Annotated in this window: 13 protein-coding genes; 7 read left to right on the forward strand and 6 right to left on the reverse strand. The window is 71.2% G+C overall.

What is annotated here, in order from left to right:
* Nucleotides 1–326: 326 nt before the first annotated feature.
* The gene (locus MFF55_RS03300) at nucleotides 327–1514 is read right to left on the reverse strand and encodes a patatin-like phospholipase family protein (RefSeq protein WP_238242659.1); all 1188 of its coding nucleotides are present in this window, start codon (nucleotides 1512–1514) and stop codon (nucleotides 327–329) included.
* Between the two features lie 311 nt (nucleotides 1515–1825).
* Between MFF55_RS03300 and MFF55_RS03305 the strand changes: the two genes are divergently transcribed.
* Genes MFF55_RS03305 through MFF55_RS03315 form a run of 3 tightly spaced genes read left to right on the forward strand, consistent with a single transcriptional unit; the run spans nucleotide 1826 to nucleotide 4700 of the window.
* Nucleotides 1826–2875 (forward strand): iron ABC transporter substrate-binding protein, encoded by a 1050-nt coding sequence (locus MFF55_RS03305; protein ID WP_238242660.1) that lies wholly within the window; start codon nucleotides 1826–1828, stop codon nucleotides 2873–2875.
* Nucleotides 2872–3930, forward strand: a complete 1059-nt coding sequence (locus MFF55_RS03310) for a FecCD family ABC transporter permease (protein ID WP_238242661.1) — start codon at nucleotides 2872–2874, stop codon at nucleotides 3928–3930. The genes MFF55_RS03305 and MFF55_RS03310 overlap by 4 nt, the downstream gene beginning before the upstream one ends.
* Complete coding sequence (locus MFF55_RS03315) at nucleotides 3927–4700, forward strand: ABC transporter ATP-binding protein (protein WP_238242662.1); 774 nt, start codon at nucleotides 3927–3929, stop codon at nucleotides 4698–4700. The genes MFF55_RS03310 and MFF55_RS03315 overlap by 4 nt, the downstream gene beginning before the upstream one ends.
* Before the next feature lie 13 nt (nucleotides 4701–4713).
* On the opposite strand, the gene MFF55_RS03320 is transcribed toward MFF55_RS03315, so the two are convergent.
* Both MFF55_RS03320 and MFF55_RS03325 read right to left on the reverse strand, forming a co-directional pair.
* The gene (locus tag MFF55_RS03320; protein WP_238242663.1) at nucleotides 4714–5076 is read right to left on the reverse strand and encodes a YMGG-like glycine zipper-containing protein; all 363 of its coding nucleotides are present in this window, start codon (nucleotides 5074–5076) and stop codon (nucleotides 4714–4716) included.
* A gap of 69 nt (nucleotides 5077–5145) precedes the next feature.
* Complete coding sequence (locus tag MFF55_RS03325) at nucleotides 5146–7011, reverse strand: ABC transporter ATP-binding protein (protein WP_238242753.1); 1866 nt, start codon at nucleotides 7009–7011, stop codon at nucleotides 5146–5148.
* 140 nt (nucleotides 7012–7151) lie between these two features.
* Between MFF55_RS03325 and MFF55_RS03330 the strand changes: the two genes are divergently transcribed.
* Nucleotides 7152–7679 carry a ComEA family DNA-binding protein gene (locus MFF55_RS03330; protein WP_238242664.1) on the forward strand — a complete coding sequence of 176 codons (528 nt, stop codon included), beginning with the start codon at nucleotides 7152–7154 and terminating at the stop codon, nucleotides 7677–7679.
* 7 nt (nucleotides 7680–7686) lie between these two features.
* Here MFF55_RS03330 and MFF55_RS03335 read toward each other — a convergent pair whose 3' ends face one another.
* Nucleotides 7687–8544, reverse strand: a complete 858-nt coding sequence (locus tag MFF55_RS03335; RefSeq protein ID WP_238242665.1) for a class I SAM-dependent methyltransferase — start codon at nucleotides 8542–8544, stop codon at nucleotides 7687–7689.
* On the opposite strand from MFF55_RS03335, the gene MFF55_RS03340 reads away from it, so the two are divergent.
* The 3 genes from MFF55_RS03340 (at nucleotide 8543) to MFF55_RS03350 (ending at nucleotide 10549) form a co-directional block, all read left to right on the forward strand.
* Nucleotides 8543–8758 carry a hypothetical protein gene (locus MFF55_RS03340; protein ID WP_238242666.1) on the forward strand — a complete coding sequence of 72 codons (216 nt, stop codon included), beginning with the start codon at nucleotides 8543–8545 and terminating at the stop codon, nucleotides 8756–8758. The two genes, MFF55_RS03335 and MFF55_RS03340, sit on opposite strands and share 2 nt — an antisense overlap.
* Nucleotides 8759–8825: 67 nt before the next feature.
* Nucleotides 8826–9737, forward strand: a complete 912-nt coding sequence (locus MFF55_RS03345; RefSeq protein ID WP_238242667.1) for a diacylglycerol/lipid kinase family protein — start codon at nucleotides 8826–8828, stop codon at nucleotides 9735–9737.
* Nucleotides 9734–10549, forward strand: coding sequence for a metallophosphoesterase family protein (locus MFF55_RS03350; RefSeq protein WP_238242668.1), 816 nt, complete (start codon nucleotides 9734–9736; stop codon nucleotides 10547–10549). Before MFF55_RS03345 ends, MFF55_RS03350 begins: the two co-directional genes overlap by 4 nt.
* Before the next feature lie 74 nt (nucleotides 10550–10623).
* On the opposite strand, the gene MFF55_RS03355 is transcribed toward MFF55_RS03350, so the two are convergent.
* Nucleotides 10624–11229 carry a GNAT family N-acetyltransferase gene (locus MFF55_RS03355; protein WP_238242669.1) on the reverse strand — a complete coding sequence of 202 codons (606 nt, stop codon included), beginning with the start codon at nucleotides 11227–11229 and terminating at the stop codon, nucleotides 10624–10626.
* Nucleotides 11229–13568: an Orn/Lys/Arg family decarboxylase gene (locus tag MFF55_RS03360; RefSeq protein ID WP_238242670.1), complete on the reverse strand. Its 2340-nt coding sequence runs from the start codon at nucleotides 13566–13568 to the stop codon at nucleotides 11229–11231. Before MFF55_RS03360 ends, MFF55_RS03355 begins: the two co-directional genes overlap by 1 nt.
* Nucleotides 13569–13594: the final 26 nt, after the last annotated feature.

The raw sequence follows: 13594 nt of genomic DNA on the forward strand, positions 1-13594 counted from the left end.
GATTCCGATGAAGCCAGGGGCTATGATCATGGGGCCTCTCCCTGTGCTGCGAGGTCCGTTGGCGCGGCCTCGATCAACTGTTCAGGTTGCGGGTCTTCAGGGGCGGGCGGGGACCTGGCCGGACTACGGTGTTGCCACCACGGACCCAACGGTCTCCCGCCCGCTTCCAGCCTGACACATCCCCCACACACAGGGACCCAGAGCCGCCGGCACAGCCATGCCTGGCACTCGGCGAGGTTCTGGGTTCCGGGCTCGCCTGCGGCGCCCCGGAATGACAAAGGACGGCGAGACGGCGGACGCTTGCGGTCGGCAACGACCACAGCCGCTTACCGCGCCGCGGCGATCGCCTTCACCAGCGGCGCGGTCGGCACGTTCCGCTCCCAGAAGCCGCGAGTCCGGCCCTTCTCGTAGCCGATCTGGTACAGGTTGCGCATGTAGCCGGTGTCGAAGCCCCGCGCATTCCTCGTGTTCGGCGCGCTCTCGTCGATGTAGGTCAGGTTAAAGCCGATCCCGTTGGCGCGGGTGAAGGCGTAGGTCGAGGCGAGCGTCGCCTGGCTGCGGGCGCGGCTCGCGGTGGTGAAGGAACGCTCAACGATCGAGAGCGTGTTGTTCTGGGCGAGCCCGAATTCCGGCTCCAGGCGCCCGTTGATCACGACGTAGATGTCGGCTTTCCCACCCGTGCGCAGGCGGCCGTCGCGCACCAGGAAGGATTGCGGCAGGGTGAATACCGGCGTCACCACCGAGCCGTCGACATGCATCTCCTGGAAGGCGGCAGGCCCCGCCTGGACGTCGATGAGCTGGGGCGGGAACACCGCCGGGATGCTGGCCGAGGCGGTCAGCACGTCGCGGAACAGGGCGACGGCGTTGGGCCCGCCGCTCGCGGCGATGGCGCCCATGTTCCAGATCACGGCGCGCTGGGAATCGAGGTTCGTCGTCACGACGAGGAGCCGGCGGCCCTTGCCATGCGCCTCGGCGATCGCCGCGAGGAGCTCGGGCGTGACGAAGCGGCCGACGAGGTCGCGCAGGCGCCCGTCCCCGAACAGACCGGAGCCGAACACCACGTTGGTCAGGCTCGGCGATTGCACCAGCGTCCCGGCGATCCCGCTCGTGTAGATCTCGGTGAGCGTCGCGTCGTAGGCCGGGCCAAGGAAGGCGAAGGGTGCGATCAGCGCACCGGTCGAGACGCCGGAGACCATGGTGAATTCCGGCCGGGTGCCGGATTCGCTCCAGCCGTTGAGGATGCCCGCCCCGTAGGCCCCGTCGCCGCCGCCGCCCGAGAGGGCGAGATAGGCGAAGGGCTGCTTGCGCCGGTCGGGCCGGCCGGCCATGTCGCTGAAGGTGCCGGCATCCGCATCCGCATAGGCCCGCACGCCGGGATCGAGCCCGGGCAGCGTCGCGGCGGCGGCCTGCTCGGCCGTGTAGGGCGTGCGCGGCAGCGAGGAACAGGCGGCGAGCTGTGCGGTCAGCACCAGCGCCGCAAGCGCGCGGGACAGGCGGCGGTACGCGTTCGACATGGTCCAGCGCTCGCTTTCCAACCCACCCGCCATCAGAACGAGCTTGGCTATTCTAGCGTTCCGGTAGAAGCGCGGCAATTTCGCGACGGGGCGCCGCCACCCCCTCCCCCTTGTGGGGAGGGGTAGGGGTAGGGGTGGGGGTGGTTCCGCTGGCCGGGACACAGGGTCACCCAGCCACCCCCACCTCCAACTCCTCCCCACAAGGGGGAGGAGAGCCCCTCGGTAAGGGTGAGGAAGGTTGATAGGCACCGGCTCCGGTCCGCACTACCTTCCACGCTGCCGATACGGCACGGAGCCCTCGCCCTCCCCGCATGACGACCCGCCCCCTCTCCCTCCTGCGCGCCCTCGCCGCCATCGCGGCCCTGGTCTGCGCGAGCGCCGCGAGCGCCAGGCCCTTCACCGATTCCGCCGGTCGCACCGTCGAGGTTCCGGAGCGGGTCACCCGCGTGCTCGCCGCCGGCGCCCCGGCCTCGGTGCTGCTCTACACCCTGGCGCCGGGCAAGATGGTCTCCTGGATCAACGCGCTGCGGGCCAGCGAGAAGCCGTTTCTCGCCCCCGAGACCTGGAACCTGCCCGCCTCCGGCCGGCTCACCGGCCGAGGCAACAGCGCCAATGTCGAGAGCGTGCTCGCCTTGAAGCCCGATCTCATCGTCGACGTCGGCAGCGTCGCGCCGACCTACGCCTCGCTCGCCGAGAAGGTGCAGGCCCAGACCGGCATCCCCTACCTGCTCCTCGACGGCAGCTTCGCGCGCAGTGCCGAGACCTACCGCCGGATGGGCGAGCTGCTGGGGGAGTCGGCGCGGGCCGCCGAGCTCGCGGCCTACGCCGACTCGGCCCTGGCGGAGGTGGCCGCCAAGGTCGCGACGCTGCCCGACGAGAAGCGCCCGCGGGTCTATTGCGCGCGCGGGCCCAGGGGCCTGGAGACCGGGCTCGCCGGCTCGATCAATGCCGAGCTCATCGAGGTCGTGGGCGCGCGCAACGTCGCCGCTTCGTCCGGCGGGGCGGGGTTGAGCAACGTCTCGGTCGAGCAGGTGCTTGCCTGGGACCCCGACGTGATCCTGACCCTCGACCCGACCTTCCGGGCGACGATCGCGAGCGATCCCCTCTGGACCGGCCTGAGGGCCGTGCGCGGGGGCCGCGTCTACCAGACGCCGCGCCTGCCCTTCGGCTGGTTCGACGCCCCGCCCGGAATCAACCGGCTGATCGGGCTGCGCTGGCTCGCCGCGACGCTCTATCCCGAGCTGTTCCCGCAGCCGCTCGCAGAGGTTCTGCGCGACTTCTACAAGCGCTTCTACCACGTCGACCCCGACCCGGCGCAGATCGCGGCGCTCCTCGAGGGCGCGACGGCGCCTCCGCGATGAGCGCGGCCGGGCCTGCCCTCTCCGCCGCGGGCGCGCGGGGTCGACGGGCGGCGGGCTTGGCACGGGCCGTCCTGCCGGGCCTCGCCCTCCTCCTGCTCGCCCTCGTCTCGCTCGCGACCGGGCGCTACGCCGTGCCGGTGGGCGACGTCTTCACGGTCCTCGCCGCCAAGCTGCTCGGCCTCGCGGCGGGCGTCGATCCGACGGTCGAGACGGTCGTCATGCAGGTGCGCCTGCCCCGCGTCGTCGCGGCCCTCGTCGTCGGCGCAGCGCTGGCGGCGGCCGGCTCGACCTATCAGGGTCTGTTCCGCAATCCCCTGGTCTCTCCCGACATCCTCGGGGTCTCGGCGGGTGCGAGCCTCGGCGCGGTGCTCGGCATCTTCCTGTCGCTGCCGGTGATCGCGATCCAGCTCCTCGCCTTCGCGGGCGGTCTCGCCGCCGTCGGGGCGGTCTACGCCGTGGGTCTCGCGGTGCGCCGACACGATCCGGTCCTGACGCTGGTGCTCGCCGGCGTCGCCGTGGGAGCGGTGCTGGGTGCCGCGATCTCGCTCCTCAAGGTAATGGCCGACCCCTACAACCAGCTTCCCGCCATCACCTACTGGCTGCTCGGCAGCCTCGCCGCCTCGACGCTGGGCGACGTGGCCGCGATCCTGCCCGCGATTCTCCTCGGGCTCCTGCCCCTCGTCCTGCTGCGCTGGCGCATGAACCTGATGAGCCTCGGCGAGGAGGAGGCCCGGGCCCTCGGAGTCGAGACTCGCGCCTTGCGTCCGCTCTTCATCGCCTCGGCGACGCTGGTGACCGCGGCGGCCGTCTCGGTCACCGGGGTGATCGGCTGGATCGGGCTCATCGTCCCCCATGTCGCCCGGATACTCGTTGGGCCGGATTTCGGGCGCCTGCTGCCGACCTCGCTGGTGCTCGGAGCCGGCTACCTCCTCGCGGTCGACCTCGCCGCCCGCACCATCGCGCCGGTCGAGGTGCCGCTCGGCATCCTCACCGCGCTCATCGGCGCGCCCTTCTTCCTGTGGCTGCTGGCGACCGCCAAGCGGAGCTTCGCGTGAGCCTCGCCGTCGAGGACCTCGCCTTCGGCTACGGGAGCCGTGTCGTCGGGTCGGGGATCAGCTTGGCGCTGGAGCCCGGAGAGGTCCTGTGCCTGCTCGGGCCGAACGGCGGGGGCAAGACCACCCTGTTCAAGACCCTGCTCGGCCTGCTTCCCGCCAAGGCCGGCCGCGTCACCTTCGCGGGCGCCGACCTCGCGGGCTGGTCGCGGGCCGAGCGCGCCCGGACTATCGCCTACGTGCCCCAGGCGCATGCGGCCTTCTTCCCCTTCACGGTGCGCGAGATCGTGCTGATGGGCCGCGCCAGCCGGCTCAAACCCTTCGCCAGCCCCGGCCGCCGCGACCGTGAGATCGCGGACTCTGCGCTCGCGACGCTCGGGATCGGGCATCTCGGAGAGCGCATCTACACGGAGATCAGCGGCGGCGAGCGTCAGCTCGTGCTCATCGCCCGGGCGCTGGCGGGCGAGCCGCGCCTCCTGGTGATGGACGAGCCGACCGCGAGCCTCGATTTCGGCAACCAGGCCCGGGTGCTGGAGCGGGTGCGGCGGCTCTCGGAAGCCGGGATCGGCGTCATCCTCTCCACCCACGACCCCGACCACGCCTTCCTCTGCGCGGACCGGGTCGCGCTCCTGCACGGCGGCCGACTGGTGGCGCTCGGGTCTCCGGACGCGACGGTGACCCGCGAGAACCTGCGGCTCCTCTACGGGATCGAGGTCGCTGTGGTGCCGCTGCCAGGCCACGCGCGCTCGGTCTGCGCGCCGGTCCTGGCTTGATCGTTGTCGAGACTCAGCGCGGGTCCTGCCAGGCCCGGCCGCCCGACGCGGCGGGCCGCGGGATCGTAGCGGTCGCGACGGGCTCGGCGACGAGGCGCGACAGGCCGGCGGGCCGCGCTTCGGAGGCGGGTCTCACGATGGCGGCCTGGCGGCGGGACCTGACCGCGCGGACGCGGCGCACGCGTCGGGAGCGGACGGCGCCGGAATTCGCGCCCATGACCCCGCCGACGACCGCGCCCACCACGGCGCCGACCGGCCCAGCGACGAGGGCGCCGGTCACGGCCCCGGCCCCGACGCCCACGGTGGTGTTGCTCGCGGCCTGGGCCGGCGCCGCGAGGGTGCCGAGCAGCACAAGGCCAAGGCAGAGTTTCTTCATCGTGGATACCCGAATTCTCGTCATCGAAGCGGCGCTTTGGCCGGCCAAGGTGACCAAATCGGGGCCGCCTCAGCGGTACCCGGCCGCCTGCAGCTCGAACAGCTCGGCGTAGCGCCCACCCTGCCCCTGGAGGGCGGCGTGCGTTCCGGATTCGATCACCCGCCCGCCCTCCAGCACGAGGATGCGGTCGGCCATGCGGACGGTCGAGAAGCGGTGCGAGATCAGCAGCGCCGTGCGCCCCTGGGCGAGATCGCGGAAGCGCTGGAAGACCTCGAACTCGGCCCGCGCATCGAGCGCCGCGGTCGGCTCGTCGAGGACGAGGATCTCGGCCTCGCGCATGTAGGCGCGGCTGAGCGCGATCTTCTGCCACTCGCCGCCCGAGAGGTCGACGCCGTCGGCGAAGCGCTTGCCCAGCGGCTGCGCGTAGCCGAGCGGCAGCCGTCCGATCACCCCGTCGGCGAGGCTGCGCCCGGCGGCCGCCGTGATCCTTTCCGCGTCGTCCCGCGCCTCGATCCGCCCGACCGCGACGTTCTCGGCCGCGGTGAAATCGAAGCGCACGAAATCCTGGAAGATGACGCCGATGCGGGCGCGCAGGGCGTCGAGGTCGTAGGCGGGAAGCGGATGCCCATCGAGGAGGATGCGCCCTTCCGTCGGGTCGTAGAGCCTGGTGAGCAGCTTCACGATCGTGGTCTTGCCCGCGCCGTTCTCGCCCACCAGCGCCAGGACCTCGCCCGCGCCGAGCCGGAAGCTGAGATGCCGGACCGCCCAGGTCTCGGAGCCGGCGTAGCGGAAGCCGACATCCTCGAAGACGATGCCCTCCGCGACCGGCACCGGGAAGGGCCGCGGCTGGGCCGGCGAGCGGATGGCGGGCTTCACCGCGAAGAAGGAGAACAGGTCGTCGAGATACTGCGCCTGCGAGGCGATCTGCGAGAAGCCGAGCAGCAGGCCCTCCATCAATCCGCGCAGACGCAGGAAGGAGCCAGCCAGGAAGGCGAGGTCGCCGATGGAGAACTGGCCCGCCACGGTGCGCCAGACGATCGTCGCGTAGGCCGCGTAATAGGCGAGCGTGCCGAGCGCGGCGAAGAAGCCGCCCCAGGCGGCGCGCCGGATGGCCAGCGCCCGGTTGTCGGCCACGAGCTTTTCCGCCAGCGCGCCGTAGCGCTCGGCGATGTAGCCGTTCAGGCCGAACAGCTTGACCTCCTTGGCCGCCTCGACGCTGGCGCCGAGGTAGCGCAGGTAGTCGATCTGCCGCCGCTCCGGGGTGCGCGTCCAGGCCAGGCGATAGCCCTGCCGGTTGAAGTGCAGCTCGTTGAGGAAGGCCGGGACCAGCGCGGCGGCGAGCAGCAGGATGAGCCAAGGCGCGTAGGCCATGAGCCCGACCGCGAAGGTGACGAGCGTGACGAGATCCTGCCCCTGCCCGAACAGGCCCGAGAGCAGGCTCGAGCGCCCGGTGACCTGCCGGCGCGCCCGTTCCAGGCGGTCCTGCTGGGCGCTGTCCTCGAACTGCTCGAGGTCGAGCTCGGCCGCGTGCCGCATCAGGCGCAGGGTCGCCGCGTTGGCGTAGAGGTCGGCGATGATCCCGTCGACGAGGTTGCTGAGGCGCCCGAGCCCGTCCGAGAGCACGGCGAGGCCGAGTTCGAGGAGGACGAGGCCGACGATCCGCGCCCGCTGCGGGTCCGAGAGCCAGGCGGCGAGGTCGAGCCCAGCCGGGTGTGGCCGGGCATGTTCGGCCACGATCGCATCGAGGATGAGCTTGGCGACGTAGAGGGCGGCCACCGGCAGGCTCGCCCGCACCAGGCGGAGGGCGAGGCTTGCCGCGAGCAGCCGCGGGCTCGCCGCGTAGACGAGGCGGAACAGGGCGGGCAGGTGCCGGAGCGCGCCGAGGCGCTCGACGAGGCGCTGCCGCATGGTCCGCAAGGGAGACGCGAGGATCATCGGGATGACCATGGCGATGCGGGCGCAGCCCGTCGATCCTGCCGGCGGCGCAACCATGTCGCATCAGTCCGGCGCCGCCGAGACTCGCCTTTGTGACGTATGTTAACCTTGAGCGTCTTGTCAGGCGTGGAGCGGCGTGGGTGCTCAGCGGTTCAGCGATCCTCCGGGTTGGCGTGCTTCTCATCGCTGCGGCCGCGCTGGCGGCCCTCGTCCAGGCTTACTGGGTCCCTGCACCGGGCCATCCCGCGCCCGTCGCCGATCCGGCCCCCCGGGTCGAGGCCGCGTCCCCTCCGGCCCCGAGGCCGCCTCCTTCGCCCGAGCCTGCTCCCGCTCCGGTCGAAGCGCCGCGGACCTCGCCGGCACCGCCGGCGCAGGCCGCTTTCCCGAGCCCCGCTCCGCAGCGGGCCGCCCCCGAGCCGGCGCCCGAGCCGACCGTCTCGGCCGAGCCCCCAGCCGCGGCTCCGGTCATGCCCGGGGCCCAGGCGCTTCCGGTCGTCGACCTCAACACCGCCACGCTCGCCGAGCTGAACAACCTCCGGGGCGGCGGTGCCATCGGCCGCGCCATCGTCCAGCGTCGGCCCTACACCTCGGTCGATCAGCTCCTCTCCAAGCGCGTGCTGAGCCGCGCCACCTACGAGCGGATCAAGGATCAGGTCACGGTGCGCTGAGCGCCCCTCAGACCCGGCCGACGCGCAGGGAGAGCGGCCAGCGGATGTCGCGGCGCGTTGCCGGCTCGCCCCAGACCCGGGCCAGCGCCTCGCGGAAGGCGGAAAGCGGATCGGAGCCGGTGGCGCGCCGGGCCTCGCGCAGAGCGGACCAAGTGCCGACATAGCCGACGAGCTCGTCCAGGCTCAGCGCCGCCTCGATCGCCAGCGGCGGCGTCATGATCTCCGCGAAGGGAAAGGGCAGTCCGCGATAGCCCTCCTCGACGTGGCGGCGCTCCGGCGGCCAGTGGGGGCCGAGCACCCTGCCGTAGAAATCCTGCACCACGCCCTCGGCCTCGCCCTCGACGTGCAGGACGCCGTAGGTGATCAGCGCGACGATCCCGCGGGGTTTCGCGACGCGGCGCACCTCCGTGTAGAAGGCCGGCAGGTCGAGCCAATGCGCCGCCTGGGCGACCGTGACGAGGTCGGCGCAGGCATCGGGCAGGCCGCTACCCTCGGCGGGCGCCGTCCGATAGGTGACGGAAGGGTGGTCCGAGGCCTCGGCGATCTGCGCGGCGCTGGCATCCGTCGCGACGACCCGCGCGAAACGGCCCGCCAGCGGCACTGAGAGCTGCCCCGTGCCGCAGGCGCAGTCGAGGGCGAGGTCCCGGCCCGGCGCGATCTCGGCCAGGAAGGCGACGAGGGCCTCCGGGTAAGTCGGCCGATGCGCCGCGTAGCCCGCCGAGCCCGCCGAGAAATGATCCTTGAAGGTGCTGATGCCCGCCCCCTGCCAGGTCGATTCCGGAGCACGGGCCGTCTGGCGCCCCGCTTTTGCAGTCTTTACACTCCCGCCGGACCCGCTGCCGGGGTGAGGACGAGGAGCCGCCATGTTGACCCAAGCCGGAGGCGCGACCCTGCGCGAGGACCTCGGCGTCACGGAGACCACCGAGACCGACAACGTCGTGCGCTGGGACGGCGAACGGCTCTACGTCGAGCACGACATCTACCACAACGGCCAGCTCGTTCACCGCAAGTACCGCAAGAACGTGACCGAGCCCGTGGCGAAGGCGCTGCAGGCACTGGTGAACCGCGCGCGGCAGTAGCACCGCCGACACACGCCTGACAGGCGGCTCTGGCATCCTGGCGGCCCATCCCCGGCCGGCAGGTCACATGCGCATCGCCCTCGTCGTCAACGACGCGGCCGGATCCTTCGCCGGGACCGGTACGACCGCCGACACCCTGCGCGGGTTGCTGGAATCGGCGGGCATCGCCCTCGCGCCCGAGACGGATGCGGGTCTGGATCTACCCGAGCGCCTGCGTGCCGCCGCCGACCTGCCCGGGATCGAGGCCGTTGTGGTGGCCGGCGGCGACGGCACCATCGCCTGCGCGGCGCAGGTGCTCGCCGGGTGCGGCCTTCCCCTGGGCGTCCTGCCACTGGGAACCATGAACCTTCTGGCCAAGGATCTAGGGCTTCCGCTCGACCTCGACGCGGCGATCGCCGCCCTGCGGAACGGGGAACGCCGCGCAATCGATGTCGGCGAGGTGAACGGCCGCGTCTTCCTCATCAATTCCGTGCTCGGCCTGCCGGCGCGGATGGCGCGGCACCGGGAGGCCCGGCGCGGCCGGATGGGAGCCCTCGACTACCTGCGCATGGGCCTGGGCATCCTGCGCCACATGGGCCGCTACCCGCGCCTCACCGTCACCGGGCTGGTGAACGGCCGCGCCGAGCGCCTGCGGGTCCGGACGCTGGCGATCGTCAACAACGATTACGACGAGGCGCCCGGCCGCGTGCTGTCGCGCTCGCGCGTGGACGGGGGCGAGCTTACCCTCTACGTCCTGCGCTCCCTCTCCGCCGTGCGGGTGCTGCGCCTTGGTCTCGGCTTCGCCCTCGGCTCCTGGCGGCACCTGCCCGAGGTGGAGCGCCGCGTCCTCACGGAACTGACCATCGCCGCCCCGCGTCGTTCCCTGCGCGTGATGAACGACGGCGAGGTCCACCTCATCGCCTCACCCCTGCGCTACCGTATCCGCCCCGGCGCCCTCGTGGTGATCGGCCCCGCCCGGACGACAGCCGCGAGCCCATGAGACGCATCGCCCATATCTCCGACCTGCATTTCGGACGCACGGACCCGGCCGTCGTCGCCGGGCTCACGGAGGAGTTGAACCGCGACAGGCCGGACCTGATCATCGCGTCGGGCGACTTCACCATGCGTGCCCGACAGGTCGAGTACGCCGAGGCTCAGGCTTTCCTCGCCGGTCTCGCCTCGCCCTGGATCGCGGTGCCCGGCAACCACGACATCTCACCCTATCACCTCGTCCAGCGCTTCTTGCGCCCTTTCGACCGCTACAAGCGCTACATCGCATCCGACACCGAGCCGGTCTTCTCCGACGACGAGGTCGGCATCGTCTGCATCAATACCGTGCGGCGCTGGGCGCCGGAGCGCGACTGGTCGCAGGGCAAGATCCATCGCTGGCAGATCGCACGGGCCGAGCTGCGCCTGCGGGCATTGCCGAACCACCTCTTCAAGATCGTGGTCGGTCACCACCCCTTCATGCCGCCGCCCTGGGACGAGGAGGCGCGCATCGTCGGGCGCGCCGACCTCGCGCTCGCCGCCTTCCGCCGCTGCGGCGTCGGGCTGACGCTGGCCGGCCACCTCCACCGGCACTATTCGCGCTTCGTGGAAGCCGCCGATCCGGGCGCGGACCGGAGCACGGTCGACCAGGGCAGCGCACGCGCCACCGAGCAGCGCATGCTCGCCGTCCAGGCGGGCTCGGCCACCTCGACGCGCCTGCGCGGGAACGAGCCCAACGCCTATAACCGGATCGTCGTGGAGAACGGCGCGGCGACGGTGACGGTGCGGCTCTGGGACGGCGGGGGCTGGCGGGACGCCGCGTGATGCCGATGCCAACCGCTTAGATCGACTCCGTTGGACGAGACGCCCTTCCCTCCCCACAAGGGGGAGGAGAGAGCTCACTTCCCCGCCCAATCATGCGCGGCGACCACCGCCTCCACCGACCGCCAGGTCGCCGGCGGTTCCGTATCGCCGGGCCCGAGCGCACATTGCACCATCACGCTGTCGCTCCAGCGGCCGTACTTGTAGCCCACCGCCGGCAGCAGGCCGACGCGCGTGAAGCCGCAGGCCTCGTGGAGGCGCAAGGACGCCTCGTTCTTCGCGTCGATGTAGCCGATCATCTGGCGGTAGCCGCCCGCGGCGCAGGCCTCGATGAGCGCCGGAAGCAGGCGCCGGCCGATGCCGGCATGCAGGTGCTCGTGGTGGACGTAGATCGAGTGCTTGAGGGTGTAGCGATAGGCAGGCCGCTTGCGGAAGGGCACGGCGTAGGCGTAGCCGGCGACCACGCCGCCGCGGTCGGCCACGAGGTGGGGCAGGCGCTTCTTGCGCATCGCCTTGCGGCGACGCTTGAGGTCGTCGGGGTGGAGCGCGCCCTCGTCGTCGGCGGCCACGTCGTCGACGCCCCGCCGGATGTGATGGGCGTAGATCGCCACCATCGCCGGCACGTCGGCGTCCGACGAGGGACGGATGACGAGGTCGGGGCAGGCACCCGAACTCTCCGCCATCAGCCCTCCCGCATCACGTAGGTGTGGAAGCGGATGCGCCCGTCCGGATCGATCTCGCGGTAGACACCCTGGATCTCGGCCTCGAAGCCGGGGAAGGCGTTGGCCGCGGCCTCGAACATCTTGAAATAGTCGAGCATCGGCTTGGCCCTCTCGTCGAGACGCTCGCCCGGCAGGATCGTCCCGATCCCCGGCGGGTAGACGAGAAGCAAGGTCGTCGCCACCCGCCCCTCGGCCTCGGCGATCGGCACGTAATCGACCCGGTTGCGGGTAAGCCGCTGCACCGCCTCCTTCGGGGTCATGACCATCTCGGGGAGATGCCCCGGCTCGAACTGCTTGCGCTGCAGCGCGCTGGTGCCGTGCTCGCGGTGGAAGGAATGGTAATCGGCGCAGAGGTCGCGCAGGCGCACGCCCTTGTAGCGATGGGGCCGCGCCCGCACGAATTCGGGGATGGCCTCCTCCAGTGGCACGTTGTCGTCGTGAAGCCGCTTGAAGGCGACGAGACCGGAGATCAGCGTGCCGGCCTTCGAGGATTCCACGCCCGGCGTCAGCAGGAAGAGGAGCGAGTTGAGATCGTTCTTCTCCGGCACGATCCGGTTCTCGCGCAGGTATTGCGCGACGATGGGCGCGGGCACGCCGTGGTCGGCGTACTCGCCCGTGCGCCGGTCGAAGCCGGGAGTGAGGACGGTGAGCTTGTTGGGGTCCGTCATGGCGTAGTTCGGCGCCACGTGACGGAAGCCGTGCCAGGCGGCGCCGGGCGTGAGCTCCCAGTATTTCGGGTCGCTCGCGAGTTCGTCCGTCGGCAGGCTCTCCCAGGGGACCTTGCCCTCCGGCCCCTTCACGGTATCAGGCACGAAGGGGTCGAAGAACCAGCGGCGGAGCGGATCGCCCTCCTTCTCCTCGAACTCGCGGCGGATGGCGCGGACCTTCTTGCGCCACTCGATGCCGAGCCGGATCGTGTCGTCCCAGAGCACCACGCCCGAGCGCCCCTTCATCATCTGCGCGCCGACGTCGAGCGAGGCGAAGAGCGGATAGAACGGCGAGGTCGAGGCGTGGACCAGGAAGGTCTCGTTGAAGCGCCGGTGCTCGATTCGCCGGGTCTGGCCGCGGATATGGCTGTCCTTGGTGTGGATCTGCGAGGCCTGAGAGAAGCTCGCGAGCTGCTTGTGGGTCGATTGCGTGGCGATGATGCCCGGCGAGGTCTCGTCGAGGTCCTTCAAGCCCATCGCGAAGCGGCCGGCGAAGAGCGGGTGGAACTTCATGAAGCCCGCCCAGGCCTCGTCGAAGAGGATGTAGTCGCACAGGTGCCCGATCCGCCCGAGGATCTCCTGCGCGTTGTAGATCGTGCCGTCGTAGGTGCATTGCTCGATGACGGCGACGCGGAAGGGCCGCTCGCGCCGCCACGCCTCCGCGTCGGTCACCAGCGGGTTGCGCCGGATCTTCTCGCGGATCGCGGCCTCGTCGAAGGCCTCGTGGTAGATCGGCCCGATGAGCCCGTGGGCGTTGCGGTCGGTCTCCAGGAAGATCGGGATGCCACCGCCGAGAAAGAGCGCGCCGTGGTGGGCGGCCTTGTGGTTGTTGCGGTCGAACAGGACGAGGTCGCCTTCCGCCACCAGCGCCGAGAGCACGATCTTGTTCGAGGCCGAGGTGCCGTTGAGGACGAAGTAGGTCTTCTCCGCCCCGAAGATGACCGCGGCCTCCTTCTGCGCCTTGAGGGCCGGGCCCTCGTGGACGAGGAGGTCGCCGAGATCGAGCACCGAGTTGTCGAGGTCATCGCGAAAAATGGCCTCGCCGAGATGCTCCACGAAGATGCGCCCGATCGGCGAGCGGTTGTAGAAGATGCCGCCGTTGTGGCCCGGGCAGGTCCAGAGCTGGTTGCCCTCCTCGGCGTAGTCGACGAGCGCCCCGAAGAAGGGCGTCTTCAGGGTCTCGGCATATTGCTTGACCCGGCTCACCAAGCCGCGCGCGACGTAGTCCGGCGTCTCCTCGGCGAGGAAGATGTAGCCGTCGATGAAGTCGAGCACCTCGACCGGGATGTCCTCGAGGCGCTTGCGCCGGACCATGATGACGATGGGCATCTCCAGCCCGCGCTTGCGCATCAGGTTGATCAGCGCGGCGGCCTTGCCGTCGAGGCCGCGCTTGCCCCAGTCCACCACCATGCAGCCGATGGCCGAGTCCGTCTGCACCGCAATCGCCGCGTCCTCGACCCGCCGGGCGCGCACCACCTCGAAGCCGAGGCCCTCGACCGAACTGACGATCTGCTGGACGCGCACGCCCTCAAGGTCGTCCGGATCGAAGTTCGGGGCGCACATCAGGACGGTGAAGCGGCGGAAGAAGTCCATGCGGAAGGAAGCTCCGGTTCGGGGCC

It is taken from the genome of Methylobacterium iners (genome assembly GCF_022179305.1).
In the GTDB taxonomy this organism is placed as follows: domain Bacteria; phylum Pseudomonadota; class Alphaproteobacteria; order Rhizobiales; family Beijerinckiaceae; genus Methylobacterium; species Methylobacterium iners.

Coding starts and splice junctions, on each gene's coding strand:
- MFF55_RS03305 (WP_238242660.1), top strand. CDS start 1,826: ATGACGACCCGCCCCCTCTCCCTCCTGCGCGCCCTCGCCGCCATCGCG.
- MFF55_RS03320 (WP_238242663.1), bottom strand. CDS start 5,076: ATGAAGAAACTCTGCCTTGGCCTTGTGCTGCTCGGCACCCTCGCGGCG.
- MFF55_RS03310 (WP_238242661.1), top strand. CDS start 2,872: ATGAGCGCGGCCGGGCCTGCCCTCTCCGCCGCGGGCGCGCGGGGTCGA.
- MFF55_RS03355 (WP_238242669.1), bottom strand. CDS start 11,229: ATGGCGGAGAGTTCGGGTGCCTGCCCCGACCTCGTCATCCGTCCCTCG.
- MFF55_RS03360 (WP_238242670.1), bottom strand. CDS start 13,568: ATGGACTTCTTCCGCCGCTTCACCGTCCTGATGTGCGCCCCGAACTTC.
- MFF55_RS03345 (WP_238242667.1), top strand. CDS start 8,826: ATGCGCATCGCCCTCGTCGTCAACGACGCGGCCGGATCCTTCGCCGGG.
- MFF55_RS03300 (WP_238242659.1), bottom strand. CDS start 1,514: ATGTCGAACGCGTACCGCCGCCTGTCCCGCGCGCTTGCGGCGCTGGTG.
- MFF55_RS03325 (WP_238242753.1), bottom strand. CDS start 7,011: ATGATCCTCGCGTCTCCCTTGCGGACCATGCGGCAGCGCCTCGTCGAG.
- MFF55_RS03340 (WP_238242666.1), top strand. CDS start 8,543: ATGTTGACCCAAGCCGGAGGCGCGACCCTGCGCGAGGACCTCGGCGTC.
- MFF55_RS03335 (WP_238242665.1), bottom strand. CDS start 8,544: ATGGCGGCTCCTCGTCCTCACCCCGGCAGCGGGTCCGGCGGGAGTGTA.
- MFF55_RS03350 (WP_238242668.1), top strand. CDS start 9,734: ATGAGACGCATCGCCCATATCTCCGACCTGCATTTCGGACGCACGGAC.